General features: G+C 68.9%; 18 protein-coding genes. 11 read left to right on the forward strand and 7 right to left on the reverse strand.

Annotated features, from left to right (window positions below):
- Position 1: 1 nt before the first annotated feature.
- A complete protein-coding gene (locus AB0M51_RS23065) occupies positions 2-1,123 on the forward strand; it encodes a nucleotide pyrophosphatase/phosphodiesterase family protein (protein ID WP_344195581.1) in 1,122 nt (373 codons plus the stop codon).
- On the opposite strand, the gene AB0M51_RS23070 is transcribed toward AB0M51_RS23065, so the two are convergent.
- Positions 1,120-2,763: a S8 family serine peptidase gene (locus AB0M51_RS23070; RefSeq protein ID WP_344195579.1), complete on the reverse strand. Its 1,644-nt coding sequence runs from the start codon at positions 2,761-2,763 to the stop codon at positions 1,120-1,122. The genes AB0M51_RS23065 and AB0M51_RS23070 overlap by 4 nt on opposite strands.
- Before the next feature lie 97 nt (positions 2,764-2,860).
- Between AB0M51_RS23070 and AB0M51_RS23075 the strand changes: the two genes are divergently transcribed.
- Together AB0M51_RS23075 and AB0M51_RS23080 are read left to right on the forward strand one after the other, a co-directional pair.
- Positions 2,861-3,514, forward strand: a complete 654-nt coding sequence (locus AB0M51_RS23075) for a thymidine kinase (protein ID WP_344195577.1) — start codon at positions 2,861-2,863, stop codon at positions 3,512-3,514.
- Positions 3,511-4,410, forward strand: a complete 900-nt coding sequence (locus AB0M51_RS23080) for a sulfurtransferase (protein WP_344195575.1) — start codon at positions 3,511-3,513, stop codon at positions 4,408-4,410. Before AB0M51_RS23075 ends, AB0M51_RS23080 begins: the two co-directional genes overlap by 4 nt.
- A gap of 10 nt (positions 4,411-4,420) precedes the next feature.
- On the opposite strand, the gene AB0M51_RS23085 is transcribed toward AB0M51_RS23080, so the two are convergent.
- Complete coding sequence (locus AB0M51_RS23085; protein WP_344195573.1) at positions 4,421-5,164, reverse strand: SDR family NAD(P)-dependent oxidoreductase; 744 nt, start codon at positions 5,162-5,164, stop codon at positions 4,421-4,423.
- A gap of 192 nt (positions 5,165-5,356) precedes the next feature.
- On the opposite strand from AB0M51_RS23085, the gene AB0M51_RS23090 reads away from it, so the two are divergent.
- Positions 5,357-6,409 carry a DUF4185 domain-containing protein gene (locus AB0M51_RS23090; protein WP_344195571.1) on the forward strand — a complete coding sequence of 351 codons (1,053 nt, stop codon included), beginning with the start codon at positions 5,357-5,359 and terminating at the stop codon, positions 6,407-6,409.
- On the opposite strand, the gene AB0M51_RS23095 is transcribed toward AB0M51_RS23090, so the two are convergent.
- On the reverse strand, positions 6,406-6,882 hold the full coding sequence (locus AB0M51_RS23095) for a GNAT family N-acetyltransferase (RefSeq protein ID WP_344195569.1): 477 nt from the start codon (positions 6,880-6,882) through the stop codon (positions 6,406-6,408). The genes AB0M51_RS23090 and AB0M51_RS23095 overlap by 4 nt on opposite strands.
- A 182-nt stretch (positions 6,883-7,064) precedes the next feature.
- Here AB0M51_RS23095 and AB0M51_RS23100 point away from each other — a divergent pair, with 182 nt between their 5' ends.
- From AB0M51_RS23100 to AB0M51_RS23110, 3 genes are read left to right on the forward strand one after another with little or no spacing between them, the layout of a single operon-like run.
- The gene (locus AB0M51_RS23100) at positions 7,065-8,465 is read left to right on the forward strand and encodes an extracellular solute-binding protein (protein WP_344195567.1); all 1,401 of its coding nucleotides are present in this window, start codon (positions 7,065-7,067) and stop codon (positions 8,463-8,465) included.
- Positions 8,466-8,520: 55 nt separating this feature from the next.
- Complete coding sequence (locus AB0M51_RS23105) at positions 8,521-9,393, forward strand: sugar ABC transporter permease (RefSeq protein ID WP_344195565.1); 873 nt, start codon at positions 8,521-8,523, stop codon at positions 9,391-9,393.
- A complete protein-coding gene (locus AB0M51_RS23110) occupies positions 9,393-10,274 on the forward strand; it encodes a carbohydrate ABC transporter permease (RefSeq protein WP_363750315.1) in 882 nt (293 codons plus the stop codon). Before AB0M51_RS23105 ends, AB0M51_RS23110 begins: the two co-directional genes overlap by 1 nt.
- A 38-nt stretch (positions 10,275-10,312) precedes the next feature.
- On the opposite strand, the gene AB0M51_RS23115 is transcribed toward AB0M51_RS23110, so the two are convergent.
- On the reverse strand, positions 10,313-11,509 hold the full coding sequence (locus AB0M51_RS23115) for a transposase (protein WP_363750317.1): 1,197 nt from the start codon (positions 11,507-11,509) through the stop codon (positions 10,313-10,315).
- Between the two features lie 130 nt (positions 11,510-11,639).
- Here AB0M51_RS23115 and AB0M51_RS23120 point away from each other — a divergent pair, with 130 nt between their 5' ends.
- Genes AB0M51_RS23120 through AB0M51_RS23135 form a run of 4 tightly spaced genes read left to right on the forward strand, consistent with a single transcriptional unit; the run spans position 11,640 to position 15,622 of the window.
- Positions 11,640-12,491 (forward strand): NAD(P)-dependent oxidoreductase, encoded by an 852-nt coding sequence (locus tag AB0M51_RS23120; RefSeq protein WP_363750319.1) that lies wholly within the window; start codon positions 11,640-11,642, stop codon positions 12,489-12,491.
- Entirely contained in the window at positions 12,492-13,757 is a 1,266-nt protein-coding gene (locus AB0M51_RS23125; protein ID WP_363750321.1) for an enolase C-terminal domain-like protein, read from the forward strand. It abuts the gene before it with no gap.
- A 51-nt stretch (positions 13,758-13,808) separates the two neighbouring features.
- Complete coding sequence (locus tag AB0M51_RS23130; RefSeq protein WP_344195557.1) at positions 13,809-15,068, forward strand: ROK family transcriptional regulator; 1,260 nt, start codon at positions 13,809-13,811, stop codon at positions 15,066-15,068.
- Positions 15,065-15,622 (forward strand): GNAT family protein, encoded by a 558-nt coding sequence (locus AB0M51_RS23135; RefSeq protein WP_344195555.1) that lies wholly within the window; start codon positions 15,065-15,067, stop codon positions 15,620-15,622. Before AB0M51_RS23130 ends, AB0M51_RS23135 begins: the two co-directional genes overlap by 4 nt.
- 21 nt (positions 15,623-15,643) lie before the next feature.
- Here the strand turns inward: AB0M51_RS23135 and AB0M51_RS23140 are convergent, their stop codons facing one another.
- The 3 genes from AB0M51_RS23140 to AB0M51_RS23150 form a co-directional block, all read right to left on the reverse strand.
- Complete coding sequence (locus AB0M51_RS23140) at positions 15,644-16,735, reverse strand: Gfo/Idh/MocA family oxidoreductase (RefSeq protein WP_344195553.1); 1,092 nt, start codon at positions 16,733-16,735, stop codon at positions 15,644-15,646.
- Positions 16,736-16,742: 7 nt separating this feature from the next.
- The gene (locus AB0M51_RS23145) at positions 16,743-20,531 is read right to left on the reverse strand and encodes a discoidin domain-containing protein (RefSeq protein ID WP_344195551.1); all 3,789 of its coding nucleotides are present in this window, start codon (positions 20,529-20,531) and stop codon (positions 16,743-16,745) included.
- A gap of 65 nt (positions 20,532-20,596) precedes the next feature.
- Entirely contained in the window at positions 20,597-22,000 is a 1,404-nt protein-coding gene (locus tag AB0M51_RS23150; RefSeq protein WP_344195549.1) for an MFS transporter, read from the reverse strand.
- Between the last annotated feature and the right edge of the window lie 56 nt (positions 22,001-22,056).

The following is a 22,056-nucleotide window of genomic DNA, read 5'->3' on the forward strand; positions in this document are numbered from 1 at the left end:
CGTGATCGCCCCGGTTTCCCCGCAGTACGGCGGTGGTGCCCTCGCCGACGTGCTGCCGTCGGTGGCCGGTGCCTTGTCGGTGCCGGGGGAGACCAACATCCTCGACCTGCCGCCCGCGTCGCGCTACGCGGTGCTGCTCTTCGACGGCCTTGGGTGGAACCTGCTGCAGCGGTACGCCGACGCGGCGCCGTACCTCTCCTCCCTCGCCGGACGCAGCCTGACAGCGGGCGTGCCGTCGACGACCGCGGTCAGCCTGACCAGCCTCGGCACGGGCCTGCCGCCGGGCGCGCATGGCATCGTCGGCTACACGTCGATCGTCCCGGAGAGCGGCGCCCTGCTGAACGCCTTGCAGTGGGACGCGCCGGTGGATCCGCGGCGCTGGCAGCCGCACGGGACCGTGTTCGACCGGGCGATGGCCGCAGGCGTTGCCACCCGCAACGTCAGCAAGGTGCGCTTCGAGAAGTCAGGCCTGACCGCGGCCGCCTTCCGGGGGACCATGCACCGCGGCGCCGACACGATCGAGGACCGGCTGGACGCGACCCGGTTCGCCAGCCGCGAAGGCCGGTCGTCGCTGGTGTACGTGTACGACTCGCAACTCGACTACACCGGTCACCAGCAGGGCTGCGACTCGTGGCAGTGGCAGAAGGAACTGACGGCGGCGGACTCGTTCGCCCAGCGGGTCCGGTCCGCGCTGCCGCGCGACGCCGTACTCGTCGTGGTCGCCGACCACGGGATGATCGACGTCGCGCCCGAGGACCGCGTCGACCTCGACGCGGAGCCCGCGCTGACCGAGGGCGTCAGCCTGGTCGGGGGCGAGTCCCGTTTTCGTCACCTGTACTGCGTGCCCGGCGCGGAGGCCGACGTACTGGCGACCTTTCGCGCACGGCTCGGGGACAAGGCGCTGGTGCTGACGCGCGACGAGGCGATCGGCCGGGGGTGGTTCGGTCCGGTCGTCGAGGAGCGGGTGTCGCCCCGGCTCGGCGACGTGATCGTCGCGGCGCTCGGCCCGCTGGCGCTGGTCGCCAGCCGGCGGCACGCGCAGGAAGCCGCGTTGATCGGCCTGCACGGATCGCTCACCCCGGACGAGATGGAGATCCCGCTCCTCGTCGACACCGGAAACTAGAAGCTCCAGACGTCCCAGAAGAAGCTCGTCGTCGCGGTCTTCGCCTCGCCGTCGCGGGCGGTCACGGTCACCTTGTAGCGGCCGGAGCCGGGTGTGAGCACGCCGACGACCCAGCCCTTGGTCTTGTCGATGCTGAGGCCCGGCGGCAGGCCGACCGCGGTGTAAGTGATCTCGCCGGTGCCGCCGGCACCCTGCAGTTGCAGCGGGACCGCCGGGATCCCGCCGAAGCCGAGCTGCTCGGACGGCCGCTCGACCGAGAGCGCGCCCCGCGGTTGTGCGCTCGCGGCGCCGACCGCCTCGGCCGCGTCGACGAGACCCTCGCCGTAGAACGAGTTGTCTGCGGTCGAGCCGGTGCACTGACCCGCGGAGCCGGCCGGGCAGGCGAGGTCGTTGGCCTGCTGGGCGAGCTCGGCCCGGACCTGGGCAGGCGTGAGCTTCGGGTTGACGCTGCGGAGCAGGGCCGCGACACCGGCGACGTGCGGCGACGCCATCGACGTACCCTCGAGGACCTTGTAGCCGCCGCCCGGCACTGTCGAGTAGACGGCCTGGCCGGGCGCGGCCAGGTTGATCTTGTTGTCGCCGTAGTTCGAGAACGGCGACTTCAGGCTGGTCGGGTCGACGGACGCGACCACGACGACGTTCGGCAGCTCGGTCGGCAGGCTGATGCAGTCGTCGGTGACCGGCCGGTCGGTCGCGGTCGAGTCGTCCGGACTGGTGTTGTCGTCGGTCTTGTTCGCCAGGTCGTAGTCCTCGTTGCCGGCGGCGGCGACGTTCACGACGCCCTTGGAGTCCGAGTAGGCGACGGCCCGCCGGACGGCCTCGGCGATCGCGTCCTGGTCCTTGTCGCTCGGGCAGTTGAACAGCCACGGGTCGACGTAGTAGCTGTTGTTCGTCACCGAGACGCCTTTGTCGGCGGCGTACATGAACGCGCACACCGTGTTCTCCGGGAAGAACAGCTGGCTGCCCGGCTCCGCGATCCGGATCGACGCCACCCGCACACCCGGCGCGACGCCGATCATCCCGATGCCGTTCTTCGCCGCCGCGATCGTGCCCGCGACGTGCGTACCGTGCTCGCCGACCGGCCGCCAGGCACCGGGGCGGGCGTCGACCTTGCCGTAGGCGCAGGACGCCGACCTGCTCGCGTCGAAGTTCGCCTTCAGATCCGGGTGCTGGTCGTCCACGCCGGTGTCGAGCACGCCGACCGTGACGTTCTTCGACCCCGGGTTCTTGGTCCAGGCCCGGTCGGCGCCGATCTGCGTCATGTCCGCGCGGTCGGTCTCCGCCTGGGCGGTCGGGACCTCCGGCACCTGCTGCGGGATCGCCGGGTTCCCGACCTCGGCCGGCAGGTCCGTGGTCCGGGTCGCCCCCGCCTTCTGTACGCCGTCGACGCCGCGCAGCTTGTCCGCGAAGTCGGTCGCCGTCGAGTGCACGACGATCACCCCGATCGCGTCGTACGTCGCGTACACCGTGCCGCCGTTCTGCGTGATCGCGCCGCTGACCTTGCCGGTCTGGCCCGGCGCGGTGATCACGAAGTACGCCCGCAACCCGGCCTCGGAACGTACCTGCGCCGCGGCGGCCGGCCGGACGACGGAGACGGCCAGCAGACAGACCGCCAGGACGAGAAGCAGGGGTTTGCGCACGATTCATTCAAACGGACCCGGGGCTCAGAACCCAACCCACCCCTCCGACACACCCCGGAGTGCGCGGTCGCCCGTTGACTTGGCAGGATGTTCGCCCGTGGCTGAGCTCCTGTACTTCACCGGCACCATGGACTGCGGCAAGTCGACGTTGGCGCTGCAGATGGACCACAACCACAAGGCGCGCGGCCGCCTCGGGCGGATCTTCACCAGCCACGACCGGGCCGGCGACTCGGTGCTCTCGTCCCGGCTCGGGCTGTCCGCCGAGGCCGTCGAGGTACGCGGCGAGTTCGACTTCTGGGACTACGTGGTCGGCGAGCTCACGCACGGCGGGCGGATCGACTACGTGGTCTGCGACGAGGCCCAGTTCTACAGCCCGCTGCAGATCGAGCAGCTCGCGCGGCTCGTCGACGAGCTGCAGATCGACGTGTTCTGCTTCGGCATCCTCACCGACTTCCGGGCCACGCTGTTCCCCGGGTCGGCGCGGCTGGTGGAGCTCGCCGACCGGATGGAACTGCTCCAGGTCGAGGCGCTCTGCTGGTGCGGCGAGCGAGCCACGCACAACGCCCGTACGATCGGTGGGGAAATGGTGACCGAAGGCGAGCAGCTGGTGGTGGGCGACATGGAGACGCGCGACCACGAGCCGGCGTACGAGGTCCTCTGCCGCCGGCATCACCGGCGCCGTCTCACCCAGGCCCGTGCCCGCGCCACCCTGTCACCCGAGGTCCTGCCGTTCGGAGGAGCCGCATCGTGAACCCGTTGATCACCGTCGAGGAACTGCGCGCGCTGGACCCCGCTCCGGTACTCGCCGATGTCACGTGGAACCTGGCGGGCCCGCCGGGCCGGGACGCGTACGACGCCGGCCACCTTCCGGGCGCGTACTTCGTCGACCTCGACACGGAGCTGGCCGGCCCGCCCGGACCAGGTCGTCACCCGTTGCCTGACGCAACCACCGTGACGGCGACCTTCGCGCGCCTCGGCATCACCGCGGCCGACACCCCGGTCGTGGTCTACGACGCCGGCAACTCCATGTCCGCGGCCCGAGCCTGGTGGACCTTCCGCTACTTCGGCCTCACCAACGTCCGAGTCCTCGACGGCGGCCTCGCCGCCTGGCACTCAGCCGGCCAAAACCTGACCACCAACCTCCCACCAGCACCGCCAACCGACCCCGCACTGGCTCGGGCAACTGGCTTGAACACCAACTCCGCCGGTGCCGACGCGAGCACAGCCGAGGCCGTCGGCGGTCTCATCGCGACCCCAGGACATCTTCCTGTGCTGGACGCCGACGGCGCCGCAGCCATAGCCACCAAGGGCATCCTGCTGGACGCACGGGCCCCGGAGCGGTTCGCGGGGGAGGTGGAGCCGATGGACCCGGTCGCGGGTCACATCCCGGGAGCCGTGAACGCCCCGACCACCGCGAACCTCGACGACACCGGGCACTTCCTTCCACCCGCGGAACTCCACGCGCGCTTCTCCGGCCTCGGCGTCACCCCCGACGCCGAGATAGGCGTCTACTGCGGCTCCGGAGTCACAGCGGCCCACGAAGCCCTGGCCCTGGAATCAGCCGGCCTCCCCGTCACCGTCTACATCGGCAGCTGGTCCGAGTGGATCACCGACCCGGCCCGCCCGGTTGCCACGGGCGGGGACTGAATGACCCTGGTTACCAGCTGAGCGGGCCTTCGCGGTCTTCGAAGGTTCCGGTGGGGCCGTCCGGGCCGAGGGTCGCCATCCGGATGATGGAGTCGGTGCCTTCAGTGACGGTCAGCTGACCCTTGTGGTTGTTCATGTCGGTGGCCGCGAAGGTCTTCTTCGCGGTCTCGCCGGGAGTCACGGCGTTGATCTTGATTCCGGGAAGAGCCTGGGCGTAGCGGACGGTGAGCATGTTCGCGGCCGCCTTGGACGAGCTGTAGGCCAGCTCGTACATCTTCGAGGCCGGCTGGTCCGGGTCGAGGACGACGCTGAACGCCCCGCCGGCGCTGGTCACGTTGACCACCCGCGGGTTCTCCGCTGCCTGCAGCAACGGCAGGAACGCGTGCGTGACCCGCACCATGCCGTAGACGTTGGTGTCGAACACCGGGTGCAGCTCCTCGAGGGTCGCCTCGCGGGGATGGACGAGGTGCCCGGGCGCACCGGCGTTGTTGATGAGTACGTCGAGCCGATCGGTGTGCGCCCGGACGAGTTCCAGCGCGCCCGCCACCGACTCGTCGGAGGTGACGTCGAGCTGAACCGGTACGACGTCGATACCCTCGGCGGCCAGCTTCTCGGCGGCAACCCGCCCGCGTTCCACGTCGCGCGCGCCCAGGAAGACCTTCCAGCCCATCAGCCCGAGCCGCCGCGCCGCCTCGTGCCCGAGACCCTTGTTCGCGCCCGTCACCAGCACAGTGGTCTGTACCGCGTCCGTCATCACAACCTCCTGTAGAGAACTCGTTCGGCCATCAGATGCCGCCGCGGTCCCGCACGTGACCGCCCGCCGGGAGTGACCTGCGACACGTCGACAGGACCGGTCGTCGTTGACTTCCCGGTGAAGGTGCGGGATGGTGAATCAGAAATCGATTTCCCATCATTGTCCGCCCCTAGTGATGCCGGGAGTCATCAGATGAAGAGATCCACGTTCCTCAAGGCCGCGGTCGGTGCCGGGGTGCTGGCCGCTGTACCCGGAAGGGCCTTCGGCAGTACCCAGGCAGTGGTCACCAACAAGGTGGCCGATCTGACCGGACCGGGGTTGACCGACCGGTTCCGGATGGCCGCGACCGACCTCGGGATTCCGGCGCGGACGCCGGACGGGCGGTTGCTGTTCATGTTCGGCGACACCTTCGAGGACGCCTACGTCGGCGGTGGCTGGTGGCGTTCGCCGGTCGCGCTGTGGTCCACCACCTCCGACCTGAGCACCGGCGTGAAGTGGTCCGGAGCGGTCGGCGGTGACGCGGCGCAGCAGCTCTGGGACTACCCGCACGACAACCCGACGTTCTCCACCGTGCTGCCGTCCGACGTGATCACGATCGGCGGGTCGATGTACCTGCACGCGATGGTGAACAAGGGCCTCGGGAACGTCGTCTGGACGGAGATCTGGCGCTCCGACGACTCCGGCGCCAGCTGGTACCACACCGGCGCGAAGTTCGATCCGAACATCGACGGCGGGATGTTCCAGCTGCTCACCTGGGGCCTCGGGAACGACGGGTACGTGTACGTCTACTCGACCGGCTTCCAGCGCAACAAGCCGATCATCCTGAAGCGCGTCCGCCAGGAGCAGATCGCGAACCCGGGTGCCTACGAGCCGTGGGGCTACCGCGACGGCGCCTGGGCCTGGGGCAACCCGGCGACCCCGATCCTGAACGGCAGCTTCGGCGAGATGAGCCTCCGGCCGCTCGGCGGGAAGTGGGTGCTGACCTGGTTCGACGCCGGCGACTACCGGATCGACGGGATGATCATGGACACGCCGACCTCGAACCTCTACACGGCGTACCGCCAGACCCTGATCTACGGCGGCGCCTGGGGCTCGGAGGACGACAACCATGTCGCCCAGTTGTACGGCGGGTACGTGATCCCTGGCTCGACGCTGTCGGACCTGCACCTGTCGGTCAGCCAGTGGAACACCGACGCCGGCTGGCCGTACCGCGTCATGCAGTTCCGCGTCCGCGGTTTCGGCTAGAGATCCAGCACCATCGTGTCGGACGTCCCGACGACGCCGACCTTGTGGAAGCCGAGTGACGCGTAGAGGGTCCGCGCGGGGTTGTCCGGGTCGACGCTGAGCGACAACCGCCGGTACGACGCGGCGCGAGCCTGCGCGATCACCTCGGTCAGCACGGCCCGAGCCACCCCGCGCCGCCGGAACCCGGGCGCCACGCCGAGGGTCAGCTCGGGTACGTCGTCCGCGACGTACCCGTAGCCGGGCTCGTCCGCGGTGAGCAACCGCGCCCAGGTCGCGCCGGCGGGGGAGCCGTCGAGCTCCGCGACCACCCCGAAGTCACCGTCGGCCGGCCATCCCGCGAGGTACCTCCACGCGTGCGGGTCCGCCCGGACCTTCGCCTCGTCGTACCAGGGAGTCCCGTCCCAGTTGCAGGCCTCGAGCAACATCTCCAGTAGGAACGGGAAGTCGGCAGCGGTCGCCGGTCGCAGGTGCATGGCGCCATCCTGGCGCCTGCCGGCCCGTCGCCTCCACCGCTTTTCGGACGTTGCGAAAGCGTTACCGCAGCTGGGGTGATCGAAGGGTTGAGTTAGTAACACGCTTGGTTTAACTTACTCGGGACCTGGCCGGTGTGTGGCTCAGAGCACACCGGCGGCATCCGGAAACCTGAGGAGTTCCGATGACGTTTGCGAGCAGGTGGGGCCGGTTCGGTACTGCCCTCGGAGTGGCTGGGCTGTTGCTGGCGGCGGGTTGTGCGAAGGGCACGACGCCCGGCGCGGCCGGCGGTGGCGGTGGCGGTGGCGGTGACATCGACGAGAAGGCACCGGTCACGATCACGATCGGGGACCGGCCCACCCCGGACAAGCCGAACGACCTGAAGGCCTTCAACCAGAAGGTCAAGGACTTCATGGCGAAGTACCCGAACATCACGGTGAAGTCGACCGAGACCAACTGGCAGGCGCAGACCTTCCAGGCGCAGGTCGCCGGCGGCACGCTGCCGACCGTGATGAGCATCAGCTTCACCGAGCCGGCCAACATGATCCCGAACAAGCAGCTGCCGGACATCACCGACGAGCTGAAGCTGGTCGACATGACCAAGGACCTGAACCCGAACGTGCTGAAGATCGTCCAGGACGACAAGGGCCGGATCTACGGTGTGCCGGTCGACGTGTTCTCGGTCGGCCTGGCCTACAACCGGAACCTGTTCAAGCAGGCCGGCCTGGACCCGGACAAGCCGCCGACGACCTGGGACGAGGTTCGCGCGGACGCCAAACAGATCGCCGAGAAGACCGGCAAGGCCGGATACGCGCAGCTCACCACCAACAACACCGGTGGCTGGATGCTCACCACGATGACCTACAGCATGGGCGGCAGCGTCGAGAGCGCGGACGGCAAGAAGAGCACGTTCAACGACGCGCCGACCAAGAAGGCCCTGCAACTGCTCAAGGACATGCGCTGGACCGACAACTCGATGGGCAGCAAGTTCCTCTACAACCAGGAAGAGATCCGGCAGGACTTCGCGGCCGGCAAGATCGGCATGGTCATGCAGGCGCCGGACGCCTACGACATGAGCGTGAAGAACTTCGGCATGAAGCCCGCCGACTTCGGCGAGGGCGCGCTGCCGCAGGACGGCGGGCCGCACGGCACGCTGACCGGCGGCACGCTGAAGATGATCAGCCCGAAGGCGACCAAGAACGAGATCGTCGCGGCGCTGAAGTGGATCCGGTTCGACCAGTTCGACAAGTACACCGGCGAGGCCGCCGCAGTGGCGGACGCGAAGACCGCGATCGCGGACAAGGGCTTCGTCGGCCGGCCTGGGATCAGCCCGCTGAGCCAGCAGACCTACGACCAGTACCAGAAGTGGATCCAGCCGTACGTGAACGTCCCGGTGAAACAGTTCCAGGGCTACATCGACTCGACGACGAGCCTGAAGCTGCTGCCCGAGCCGCCGAACAAGGGCCAGGAGGTCTACTCGCTGCTCGACCCGTTGGTCCAGCAGGTGCTGACCAAGAAGGACGCGGACGTCGACAAGCTGGTCAGCGACGCCGCCTCGAAGGTCGACGCGCGTCTGGCCCGGTAGCCGCATGTTCCAGCTACGCACACCCAAACAGAACCGGAGCAGTGCCAGGTCCCTCGTGACCTGGTACCGCTCCGGCGGGCTGAGCGCGATCCTCTTCGCCCTGCCCCTGCTCCTGACCTTCCTGTACTTCTCCTGGGGCCCGATCGTCCGCGGCCTGGTCCTGAGTTTCCAGAAGACCAACCTGGTCGCACCCGCCGAGTGGGTCGGCTGGGCGAACTTCAGCTACGTGCTGACCGACCCGCAACTCCCGCAAGCGGCCCTGAACACGCTGTACTTCGCGTTCCTGGCACTGGTCTTCGGTTTCCCGGTGCCGTTGTTCCTGGCCGTGTTCGTCAGCGAACTGCGCAAGACAGGCTGGCTGTACAACGTGCTCTCGTACCTGCCGGCCGTAGTGCCGCCGGTGGCCGCGATCCTGTTGTGGAAGTTCTTCTACGACCCGAGCGGATCGGGTGTGTTCAACGCGGTCCTCGGCTGGTTCGGCCTCGGCCCGTACGCCTGGCTGAACTCGCAGAGCCTGGCGATGCCCGCGATCGTCCTCGAGGCGACGTGGGCCGGGGCGGGCGCCACCTCGATCATCTACCTCGCGGCGCTGACCGGCGTACGCACGGAGTTGTACGAGGCGGCCGAGCTCGACGGGTCCGGGATCTGGAGCCGGGTCTGGCACGTCACGCTGCCGCAGATCCGCGGCATCATCCTGATCATGATGCTGCTGCAGCTGATCGGCACGTTCCAGGTGTTCACCGAGCCGTTCCTGTTCACCGGCGGCGGCCCGAACGACGCCACGCTGTCGATCCTGCTGCTGATCTACCGGTACGCGTTCATCAACGGCGACTTCGGTGCCGCGACCGCGCTGAGCGTCCTGCTCGCCGGCGTGCTGTGCCTGCTGTCGGTCGTCTACCACTTCGCCACCCGCCGCTGGAGCAACTGATGAGCTACGAACGCGGAATCATCTCGACCGCCGACCGTCAGCGCACCGCGGTCCGGTTCGGACTGCCTGCCGTCCAGGTGGTCCTCTTCGTCGCTGTGCTGGTCGCCGGGGTCGGTCCGCTGCTCTGGCTGCTGAAGTCCGGCGTCTCGACCAGCCAGGACATCCTCAGCGGGCCGATGCAGCTGTGGCCGTCGGGCATCCAGCTGAAGAACATCCCGGACGCCTGGAACCGGGTGCAGATCGGCGCGTACCTCGGCAACACGGCGTTCATCGCGATCGGCTCGATGATCTCGACGCTGTTCGTCTGTACGACGGGCGCGTTCGTGCTGAGCATCCTGCGCCCGAAGTGGGGCCCGGTCGTCACCGGCGCCGTGCTCGCGACGCTGTTCCTGCCCGGTGTGATCTCGCTGGTACCGCTGTACCTGACCGTGCTGGACATGCCTCTGCTGCACATCAGCCTGCAGAACACGTTCTGGGCGGTCTGGCTGCCGCAGGCTGCTGGCGCCTTCAACATCCTGGTGATGAAGCGGTACTTCGACTCGATCCCGCGCGAGCTGATCGAGGCGGCCCGGATCGACGGGGCGAGCAACCTGCGGCTGTTCACGTCGCTGATCCTGCCGCTGTCGAAGCCGATCGTCGGGGTGGTCGCGCTGCTGACCGTGATCGGGTCGTGGAAGGATTACCTCTGGCCACTGCTGGTGCTGCCGGATCCGCGCCTGCAGCCGATCTCGGTCGCGCTGCCGCGTGTGCAGAAGACCACAGAGATCTCGCTGCAGATGAGCGCACTGTTCCTCGCGGTTCTGATACCTGTGGTGCTGTTCTTGTTGTTCCAGAAGCAGTTCCTGCGCGGCGTCGGAATGTCCGGAGGCATCAAAGATTGACGTCCTCCCCGTCTCTCAGACAGGGATTCCAACTACTACTACGGAGAGGTAGCGAGTTGAGGTTCACGCTTCAGCGGGACCCGTGCCGGCGTCTCTCGGCGTGCTCTGACGGCCCGTCCGGCCGCGATGTTGATTGCCGCATTCACATCCGCGTTCGCCTGGTGCCCGCAGGCCACGCACCGGAAGACCGCTTGGCTCTCGCGATTCTCCGGTGCGCGGTGCCTGCAGCAGCTGCAGGTCTGGGAGGTGTACGCCGGCTGCACCTTCTCGACTCGTCCCGCAGCCTTGTCCTCGAGACGACGCACCAGGGCCCCCCAACTGTTCGCCAGGATCGCCCGGTTCAGCCCCGCCTTCGCTCGGCGTCTGTTCGGGAGGTATTTACCTGCCTGTTCGGGATTGGGTTCAGGTTTGGGTCGTCTGGTCATCTGGACCATGCGAAGGTCTTCAACGCGGATGATGTCGAATCGACGCGCGAGATCGGTGCTGGTCTTCTCCACCCAGTCCTTGCGCCGGTCCCGTGCTCGAGCGAGCAATTTGGCGACCGCGGTCTTGACCCTGCGGCGCCGATTGGAGTTGGGGCGGGAGCGGGCGAGGCGGCGTTGCAGGCACCTGAGCCGGGCTTCCTCAGCCTCCGACAGTTGAGGGCACGACAGCAGTTCCCCAGTGGAGAGAGCTGCCGAAACAGTCACCCCACGGTCCACGCCTACGACTGCACCACCACCAGGTGCAGCGATCGGCGGCGGGATCACGGCGAACGCGATATGCCAGCGCCCAAGCTGGTCGCAGGTGATGCGGTACGACTTAGTCGCGGGGACCGGGCGGGACAGCCGGAATCGAACCCAGCCGACTTTCGGTACCAGCACCTGCGCCCATCTCCCGCTCAGCTTGAGCACCCGCGTCGCCTGAGCTCCCACGACCCGGAATCCTTCGCGCTGCCCGGCTTTGCGCCACGTCGACCGACCACGGGTCCCGGCGTAGAAGTTCCTGACGGCGTGATCGAAGTCGCGCAGTGCTTGTTGCTGGACGGTCTGCGACCCCGCACGAAGCCACTGGCACGCTGCTCGGGCTTCGGTCAACTGCCGACACTGCTGGGTGAAGTTCGGGGCCGGCCGTCGACCGCGTCTCCACAAAGACCACTGCTCGAGCGCCAGGTTCCACACGTAGCGCGCGTGCCTGCACTGCTCGGACAACCCAGCGTGCTGCACGCTGTTGGGATACATCCGGAACCTGGACATGCCACGGATCCAATCAGTCAGAACCGACAGTTTCTGATCTCGGAACGGGGGACCTGTGGATCGTCTGCAGCCTGACCTACACACTTCACTCAGCACCTCTTCCCTCACTACTCCACTGAACGGCCGGCGGGTGCTGGTCACGGGGGCTGCCGGGCGGATCGGCCTGGTCACGGTCGAGCACCTCAACGAGCTGGGTGCGAAGGTGACCGCGCTGTCGAACGTGCCGCACCCGGACCTGAAGGCGGACCGGGTGCTGATCGGCGACACCCGGTCCGAGGCGGACGTGGCGCGGGCCCTGGAGGGCGTGGAGTACGTCGTCCACCTGGCGGCGCTCGCGCATCCGTCGGCCGGCACGCCGTACGACGTCTACACGATCAACGTGGTGTCGACGTTCAACGTGCTGGCGCAGGCCGGTGCGCTGGGCGTCGGCCGGGCGGTGATCGCGAGCAGCATCAACGCCACCGGCGTACCGTTCAACCCGCACGAGATCCGGCCGGCGTACTTCCCGTGGGACGAGAAGGCGCCGAGCGACGTCGGCGACTGGTACTCGCTGTCCAAGCAGAACGACGAGAACACCGCACGGATGGCGTGGCGCCGATGGGGTGTCGACGTGGTCGCGTTCCGGTTCCCGCACGTGAACTCGGCCGACGCCCTGGAGCGGATGGCCGCGCACGTCAAGGAGGACCCGGCCGGCGGGCTGCGCGAGGCGTGGACGTACCTGGACACCCGCGACGCGGCGTACGCCGTCGAGCTCGGGCTGACCGCGCCGCTGTCCGGGGCGCACACGTTCTTCGTTGCCGCCGGCACCAGTACGGCGCCGTACGCGACCGAGGACCTGCTGGACGCGTACGCACCCGAGGTGCCGCGGCTGCGGCGGTTCGTCGGGCGTGAGGTGCCGATGGACCTGACCGCAGTACGCACGATGCTGGGCTTCCAGGCCCGGCACGAACTGGACCTACCAACCCTTCCCCTGGAGCTTTGAATGGCTCAGCACAGTCCGACGAACTTCGACCAGCCGTGGCCGGTCCGCGACGACCTGCGGATCCGCGAGGTGAAGGCGATCGTCACGGCGCCGCAAGGCATCCCGCTGGTGGTCGTGAAGATCGAAACCACCGAGCCGGGCCTGTACGGGCTCGGGTGCGCGACGTTCACGCAGCGCTGGAAGGCGGTGCGGACGTTCGTCGACGAGCACCTCGCCCGGCTGCTCGTCGGTCGCTACCCGGGCGACATCGGCGACCTGACCCGGCTCGCGTCGTACTCCGGGTACTGGCGCGGCGGACCCGTCACCAACAACGCGATCTCCGGGATCGACCAGGCGCTCTGGGACATCGCCGGCAAGCGCGCCGGGATGCCGGTGTACGAGCTGCTCGGCGGCAAGGTGCGGGCGGCCGCGGACACGTACATCCACGCCAGCGGCAAGACGATCGAGGACACGATCGAGCACGCGAAGTCCCTGGTCGGCCAGGGCTGGCGGCACGTCCGGCTGCAGATGTCCACGCCGGGCGGCGGCGGGTACGGCGCTCCGCAGGTGCCGACGCTCTACCCGGACGCGCCGTACCGCAACGGCTGGTCCGCGCGCGACTACCTGCGCTCCACGCCGGAGCTGTTCGCCGAAGCGCGGCAGGCGCTGCCGGACAACGTCGAGCTCCTGCACGACGTGCACTCGCGGCTGACGCCGAAGGAAGCGATCATCCTGGCGCGGTCGCTCGAGCCGTACGGCCTGTTCTTCCTGGAGGACGTCCTCGCGCCGGAGAACTGGGACCGGCTGCCCGAGGTCCGGGCCGCCTCGCCGGTGCCGCTCGCGGTCGGCGAACTGACCACGTCGATGAACGACGCCGTACGGCTGATCCGCGACCACGGGGTCGACTTCATCCGGTCGCACGTGTCGGACATCGGCGGCCTGACGCCGGCCCGCAAGCTGGCCGACCTCGCCGAGCTGTGCGGCGTGAAGACGGCCTGGCACGGTCCCGGCGACACGTCCCCGATCGGCGCCGCCGCGAACGTCGCGCTGGACGTCACGTCGGTTGCCTTCGGCATCCAGGAGGGGCACATCTACAACGACGCGACGTACGAGGTGTTCCCCGGGACGCTGCGGATCGAGGACGGCTGGCTGCGGCCGAACGACGCACCCGGTTGGGGCATCGACGTCGACCTGGAGGCGGCCGCCCAGTACTCGGCCGAGCTGTCCGGTCACGACGAGTGGGCGGCCGGCGTACGGCGGATCGACGGCGCCCTCGAAGCTCCGTAGGTCGGCAGTACCATCACGGCCAAGTAGGCGACGAGACGGGGAGGTGGAGAGATGAGTGAATCGTTCGAGGGGCTGGTGCGGCGCGCGGGCGCGAACCAGTACGACCTGGGCTCGTTCAACGAGGCAGTGATCATCGAGACGATCCGGCTGGCCGGCATCATCAGCCGGACCGAGATCTCCCGCCGGACCGGTCTCACCCAGCAGTCGGTGTCGCGGATCCTGCGCATCCTGCTCCAGCAGGGCCTGCTGGTGGAGGAGGCGCAGGAGCGCGCCGAACGGCTCGGCAAGCCGCGGACGCCGGTCCGGCTGCGGTCGAACGCGGCGCACGCGGTCGGGATCCACGTCGACCCCGAGCTGCTGACCGTCGCGGTCGTCGACCTGGACGGGAAGATCGTCCGCCGGGAGACCGTCGACCTGGCGGAGGATCTCGAGGCCGCGAGGCTGGTGGACCTGACCGCGGCGACCGTCACCGCGGCGTTGAGCATCAGCCAGGTGGACCTGGACTCGATGCTCGGCGTCGGGGTCGCGGTGCCCGGGCCGATCGACGCGGACGGGTCGTTCCTCGCGTTGCCGCTGCAACCGGCCTGGCGCGGGCTGAAGATCCGGCAGTTGCTGCAGGAGCGTCTGAACCATCCGGTGCTGGTGGAGAAGGACGGTACGGCGGCGGCGATCGGCGAGCGCTGGATCGGGCGGTCGGCGCGGGCGCGGGACTTCGCCTATCTGTACCTCGGCACCGGCGTCGGCAGCGGCTTGTTCCTGAACGGGGCGATCTACCGCGGCGGTACGTCGAACGCGGGCGAGTTCGGGCAGGTCGCGGCGCTACGGGTGGGGGAGTGGGACGGCGAGAACGGGCCGCGGCTCGTCCGCGAGTGCAACCCGACGGCGTCGTTGCCGGTGATCGCGGCGGAGTACGGGTACGTCGAGACCGACCCGGCGGCGACCGACGAAGCGTCGCGGTACAAGGCGGTCTGCCACGCGGCGGCCGCCGGGGACGAGGCCGCGGTCAAGGCGGTGCGGCAGGTGGCGCGGGTGATCGGGCAGGGTGCTGTCGGGCTCGTCGACCTGCTGGACATCGATCTGCTGGTGCTCGGCGGGCCGGCGTTCGGGAAGGAGATCTCGGAGATCTTCCTCGCGGAGATCGGGCGCGCGGTGAACGCGCATCCGCTGGCGCGGGAGACCCGCGAGGTCGCGGTCGAGGAGTCGATGCTGCAGAAGGACGCGGCCGCGGTCGGGGCGGCCTCGACGATCTTCCATGACGCGTTCACCCCTCGGGTGTCGGGATCGAGTCAGGCACGTAGGCTGCCCAAGTGATTCAACCCCGCCTACTGACGCCTGAGGTCGAGCTCCGGATCCCGACGCTCGACGATGCTCCCGCCCTGGCCGACGCACAGACCCTGAGCCGGGAGCATCTGCGGCGCTGGGAGCCCGTGCGGACGGAGAAGTGGTTCACGACCGCGGGGCAGGTCGAGCGGTTGCAGTACCAGCTCGAGCGGCACAAGAACGGCCAGGTGGTGCCGTGGGTGCTGGCGTCGGGCCGGCGGATCGTCGGCGCGATCACCTTGAGCGATCTGGTGCCCGGGCCCTTCCGGAGCGCGAGCCTGGGCTACTGGGTCTCGGCCGACTCGATCGGCAAGGGCCTGGCCACCCGTGCCGTGGAAGCCGTCGCCGAGATCGCCGACGCCGAGTTGAAGCTGCACCGCATCGAAGCCAGCACGCTGACGGGGAACGTCGCGTCGCAGCGGGTGTTGTCGCGCGCGGGCTTCCAGCAGATCGGCACGGCGCCGACGTACCTGCACATCGACGGCTACTGGCAAGACTGCAACCTGTACCAACGCATCCTCAACAACCGCGAACCCGGCGCCTGACAGCGCCGGGTTCGCGGTGAGCTAGTTGGGCGGAAGCCCGATTCCTCGGGAGACGTCTACGTCGTCGTAGCGGCCCTCCAGGACGTCCAGGAACTTGACCGGGCGTTGGAGGGTCGAGGCGATGTAAACCGCTCGTACTGTCGCCAGGGCGTCGATGGCGTCCTGGACGGTGATCGCCGGCGTGGTGCCGTCGGCGATCGACCGGAAGATGTCGTCGTACTGCGCCGTGTGGCCACCGGGATCGCCGACGTCGATCGGCTGGTCGGGCTCGGTGCCGTCGACGTTCAGGCGGCTGAGGCGGTCGTCCTCGATCTCGGCGCCGCCCGCGGTGCCGTGGACCGAGACGCGCGTGCGCCCGCCCGGGTACGCCGCCGTGGTGGCGTGCAGGGTGCCGACCGCGCCGTTCTCGAACGTCAGCGTCGCGACGACCGTGTCCTCGACCTCGATCGCGTGGTGCGCCGCACGCAGCGCCTGCGCCTGGATCGTCACCGGGCGACCCATGAACCACAGCATCAGGTCGACGGTGTGCACGCCCTGGTTCATCAGCGCGCCGCCGCCGTCCTGCGCCCAGGTACCGCGCCAGCCCGCGGACGCGTAGTACTCGTCGCTGCGCCACCAGGCGACGGTGGCGACGGACGACGTCAGCTGCCCGAACCGGCCGGCGTCGATCGCCTGCTTGACCACCGCGCTGCCGGCGTCGAACCGGTGCTGGCTGATCACCGACGACACCACGCCGTGGTTGCCGGCCCGATCGGCCGCGGCGCCGAGCCGGCGGGCGCGGACCAGGTCCACGTCGAGCGGCTTCTCGATCACGACGTGCTTCTTCTCGTCCAGCGCCTGCTCGGCCAGCGCCGCGTGCGTCCCGCTCGGGGTGCAGATCGCGACCAGCGACACCTCCGACCCACTCAGCGCCGCGGGCAGGTCGTCGTACACCTTCGGCTCCGGCTGGCCGAGCTCGACCAGCCGCGCCCGGAGGGCCTCCCGGGCCGCGGCGTCACCGTCCACCAGGGCGGTGACGATCGCGTCCGGCCGGTCCGCAACGGCCTTGGCGTGCGTTCGGCCGATGATGCCGCAGCCGACGATCGCGACCTGCTGCTGTTGTGTGTCAGCCATCTCGCTCCTACTTCGTCGTGAAGTTGGCGGTCAGTATCTGGTCCGCGCTGACGGTGAAGGTGTACGACGGCGTTGTCGCCACCACGGTCCCGTTCACGGTCCAGTTCAGGAAAACGCTATCCGATGTGGGTGCCGCCGTCACTGTGACCTGCGCGCCGACTTCGTACGTTCCGGGCTCGGACTCGTTGCCGGTGATCGCGACGGTGCCGTTCCCGTTCGCCTGGACCGCGACGCTGCGTTGCACCACGTTGATCACCATCACGTTGTGCAAGGTCGCCGTACCGCTGAGCGTCGCGCCGTTGTACCGGGCAAGGTTCGTCGCCTCGACGTCGCCCTTCACCACCTGCACGGTGTGACCGTCGTCGCCCAGGTTGTCGGTGCCGAGGTTGAACGCCTCGACCTGGCCGTCGTTCACCACCAGCCCGTCGTGGAAGCCGTACGCGAACACGTCGAGCAGCGTCAGCCCGCGCGCTCCGTCGACGGTGACGATCTTCGCGGTCTTCCGCATGTACTTGTCGATGACGAGCTCGAAGATGTTGCCCTCGTTCATCCAGTACGGCTGCTGGTAACCGACCCGGGTGACCGCGTTCCCGTTCGACAGCACGCCCTCGACCCGGCCGTTGCGCCCGGCCCCGATCGTGATCGCGTGGTCGAAGAACGCGCCCGCGACCTTCCGTACGACGACGTCGTCGCCGCTGAGGTCGATGCCGTTCCACGCGTTCGGGAAGCCGGCGTTGATCACGTAGTTCCCGCCGGCGTGTCCGCGGACGGCGTACGGATAGGGCACCACGCCGTTGGCCGGGTTGTTCTCCGGGTAGAACACCCGCAGCCCGCGCACGCCCGCTCGGTTCTCCAGCGTGACGAGTGCGGTGCCGGTGTCCTTCTCGAACGCCTGCAGCACGGTCCCGCCGCTCAGCCCGCCCTCGTCGCGGTTCGGTACAGCGGACGCCCCGCGCAACTCGACCTTCGCCGGCACGTTCAGGTGCGTGCCGATCCGGTACCACCCGGCGGGCAGATACACGATCCCGCCGCCGTCCCGCCCGGCCCGGTCGAGCACCTTCTGTACGTCGCGCGTCGCGTCCGCGGCCGGCAGGTATCCGGCCCCGTGCGGCGCGTCCACGACGTACAGCTTCTGCACCGGCTTCGGCAACGGCTTCTGCGTGTAGGCCGGTGCCGTGCCGGACATGTGGTGGATGGTGCCGGTCTGCGCGCCGACGACCTCCGTGCCGGTGAGCTTCACGTACCCGTGCGAGTTGTTCGTGATCCCGCCGTCCACGTGACCGCCCGCCAGCGTCAGACCCCAGCGGTCGTCCATCACGTCGACCAGGATGCCGGTCCCGGTACGGCGGATGTCCGGCTGCAGGAAGCTGCCCGTGAACTGCGCGCGCTGCCCGGCGACGACGTGGATGCCGACCGCGTAGTCGGACACCGCGACCCGGTAGAACTGGTCCCACTCGAGGTCGCCGAGGACGAGTCCGGTGCCGTGCGCGCGGGTCCAGGCGTCCAAGGCCGCCCTGGCCGGCGGGTGGAACACGGCCGGTGCGGACGACCAGTACGAGTTGCTGAAGGCAACGTTCTCCCAGGTGCCGACGTCGGCGCCGTTGTAGGCGCGGGCGCCTTCGAACAGCACCGTACCGTTGACGTTGCGGATCGTCGTCGACTCGTGCACCTGGCCCGAGCTCGGGGCGTTGCCGTGGTCGTTCGGCATCGTGCTGACGCCGATCCCGCGGTACGAGTTCAGCATCGTGACGTCGGAGACCGTCGACATCATGTAGTTCTCGTTGCCGATCCAGGCGCCGCCGGGGATCTCGAACGTGTAGTTGTACGGCACGGGGTCGGCGGCGTTCTGGTTCGGGTAGTACGTCGTGACGCCGACGACGCCCGCGCTGCCGCCGATCCGGAACAGGCTCGGTCCGTCGTCACCGGGGGTCAGCTCCGCGACGATCACGGTGCTTCGTCCGTCGCCGCGGAGAGTGCAGAACGCGTGCACCTCGATCGTGTCGGTCACCTTGTACTGACCCGCCGGCAGCCAGACCGTACCGCCGCCGGCGTCCTGGCAGGCGTAGATCGCCTGCTGGATCGCCTTGGTCGCGTCCCGCTTGCCCGTCCGATCAGCGCCGTACCGCGTGGCGTCGAAGTCGGCGATCACGCCGTCCTCGGTCGGGTTGACGGTCTGCACCAGTTTCGGCTGCGGGACCACCACCGGGGCGAGTCTCAGTTGGAGCTCCCTGACGGTGAACGAGTCGGCCCCGGTCATCGCGACCCGGACGTACCGGGCGTTGGTGGTGGCGAACCGGGTCCGGCTGATCTGGTTGCCGCCCGGCGAGCCGATCCGGCCGACGGCGGTGAACTTCGTCCCGTCGTTCGACACCTGCACGGTGTAGTCGGGGGAGTACGCGGCACCCCATTCGACCCGTACGTCGTTCACCGGTCGCGGTTTGCCGAGATCGAGCTGCAGCCACGCGTCGGCACCGCCGGTCCACGACGTGTCGTGGTTGTTGTCGTTCACGTTCGCCGCGCCGGTCCCGCCACTCGCGGACGCCGTACCGTCCGCCGCGAAGTTCGTGTCGATGACCGACGCGGTGAACGTGTCCAGCGCGGCCTGCAGCGTGGTCAGCGCCTCCTTGACCTGGACGTCGGTGACGCCCGGGGCGGACGCGATCGCCTGAGCCTTGTCGATCGCGGCCTGCAAGGTGGCGCGGCTGCCTGCCGGGTACTGCCCGTCCCGGGTGCCTTCCCGGGCAGCCTGCTCGGCGCGGGTGGCCTGTGCGATCAGGTCGACGAGACCTTCGGTGACGTCGAGCGTGCCCGCGACCTTGGCGACCCGGACCGCCGCGACCTTCAGGTCCGCGGAGCCGTCGCCGTTGTGGATCCGGAAGTCAGCACCGTTCGACCGGTTCGTCATCACCGCGTCCGGGAGTGCGAACGTGTAGGTCTTCCAGGTCTTGGTGTCGCCGTACCGGACGACCTCGGAGTTCTTGAACTTGTCCGGGATCGTGTCGCCGGGGGAGTCGTAGTGCAGCCCGAACTGCCCGTTGCCCTCGTCGAAGTAGTCGATGCTGACGAGGACGAGGCCATGGTTGTCGTACAGGTAGGTGTCGGCGACGTTCAGATAGAAGAAGTTCGTCCCCGGCGACGGCGCCGTACGGTCGGTCTGCCAGTACGGGCGGCCGTCCAGGACACCGGTGATCAGGTGCGACGCGTCGTCACCGGCGCGTGGGCTGATCCCGTTCTGCACGGGCGTCGCGCCGAGCTGGACCGACGCGCCCGCCGTACTGATGCGGAGGCCGGCGATCGTGACGTCGTCACTGCCGCCGAAGACCCTGAGGTCGGCGTCGCCGAGCCGGTTGGTGAAGCTGATGCCGGTCAGCGCGAAAACGCCGGTCTTCCACTGGCCCGTGTTCGTGAGCGGTACGCCGGTGGCGTCCTGCCGCGGGTTGTCCTTCGCGTCGTACTGGAGGTCGAGTGTGCCGGAGCCGTTGTCGAGATAGGTCACCGTCACCAGGACGTTGTCGGTGCCGATCTCGTCGACGTAGTCGTGATCGACGTCGAACTCGAGGTAGCCGGTGCCGGCCGCCTGGTTCGTCTGCCAGTACGTGCGTCCTTGGGCGGTGCCCGTCCGGAGCCCGGCCGGGTCGTCGCCGGCGGCCGGTTTCACGCCGAGTGTGGTGGGGGTCGGGCCGAGGTCGGCGCCGACCCCGCTCGGATACATGGTTGCGGCGTGCGCCGTCGGTACGGCGAGCACGCCGGTGAGAAGGAGAGTGGGGAGAACCCGCGCGAGCAGGCGTCTGGACATGCTGGAACCTCCCAGGTGGCGGACCGGAAGTGCAGCTGCGCGGATAAGTTAAACCAAGCGTGTTACTAATTCAAGACGGCGTGCTTCACGGGCTGCACCGTCCTGGACTTGGTGAGGCACAGACCGGTGAACATGGCGGTGGCCAGCGTGACGGCCCCGGCGGCGAGAAAGGCGCTGTTGAGGCCCGCCTCGAACGAGGCTCCGCCGGACTGCCGGGTGCGTACGACAGCTCCGAGTACGGCGACGCCGAGCACCGCGCCGATCTGGCGGGCCGTGCTGCTGATGCCCGATGCCAGACCGCCTTCCTGCGGGCTGACTGCCTGGATGGCGGCCCCCGTCAGCGGAGACATGGTCAGGGCGAAGCCGACGCCGACGAGTCCCAGGCGCCACCACACGTTGCCGTAGCCGGTGTCGGCGTGGACCATGCCGAGTGCCAGCAGACCCGGACCGGCCAGGGCGAGACCGGCGGTGACGACGACGCGGAAGCCGTACCTGGCGGCGAGTCTGCCGGCGTACGGGCTGGCGATCACCATGGCGAGAGAGGTCGGGAGCGTCTGCAGGCCGGCGCGCAGGATCGAACTGCCCTGGACGTACACGAAGAACTGGGAGAAGAAGAAGGACGAACCCATCAGCGCGAACCCGACCACGACCATGGCCGTGTTGGACACGCCGAAGAGTCGCTCGCGGAACAGCCGCAGCGGCAGCATCGGAGCAGAACGGCGTGCTTCGACAGTGACGAAGGCCGCGAACAGAGCAACGGCGGCGGCAAAACTGCCGAGGATCAGCGGCGCTGTCCAGCCGCGGGCGCCGCCCTCGATGAGTCCGTACGTCAGCGCCCCGACCCCGAGCACGGACAGCACGGTCCCCGGGACGTCGATCGCCGGAGCATCCGGATTCCGGGTCTCGGTGAGGCTGCGCAGGCCGACAAGCAGAAGGATCGCGCCGATCGGCAGGTTGACCAGGAAGATCGCGGACCAGCCGAACGCCTGGGCGAGCACGCCACCGGCCACAGGACCCGCCGCCAGGCCGATTCCGCTGAGGCCTGCCCACAGACCGATTGCCTTCACTCGTTCTTGTGGCACTGGATAAGCGCTGGCGAGCAGCGCGAGCGAGGCAGGGCTCAACGCCGCCGCCCCGATGCCCTGCAGTACCCGGCCGGCGACCAGCCAGGAGACCGACGGGGCGAGACTGCACACCAGCGACGCGAGGGTGAAGACCACGACACCGGTCAGATACACCCGCTTTCGTCCGAATCGGTCGGCCAGGACACCGCCGGTCAGGAGCAGCATGGCGACGAGCAGCACGTACGCGTCGACGATCCATTGCAGGCCGGTGAGCTGGGTGTGCAGCCGGCGCTGCATATCGGGCAGTGCCGCTCCGACGATTGTGTTGTCGAGCAGGACCATGAACTGGCCGAGGCAGGTCACTGCGAGCAGCACGGCACGGTTCGATCGGCTGTTATCAGCCACGGGCGTTCCTCTCCATCCTAATGCAGTCGGCGACTGCGTTAACGACTGTAAGGATG

The organism is Kribbella sp. NPDC051137 (assembly GCF_040682535.1).
Taxonomy (GTDB): Bacteria; Actinomycetota; Actinomycetes; order Propionibacteriales; family Kribbellaceae; genus Kribbella; species Kribbella karoonensis.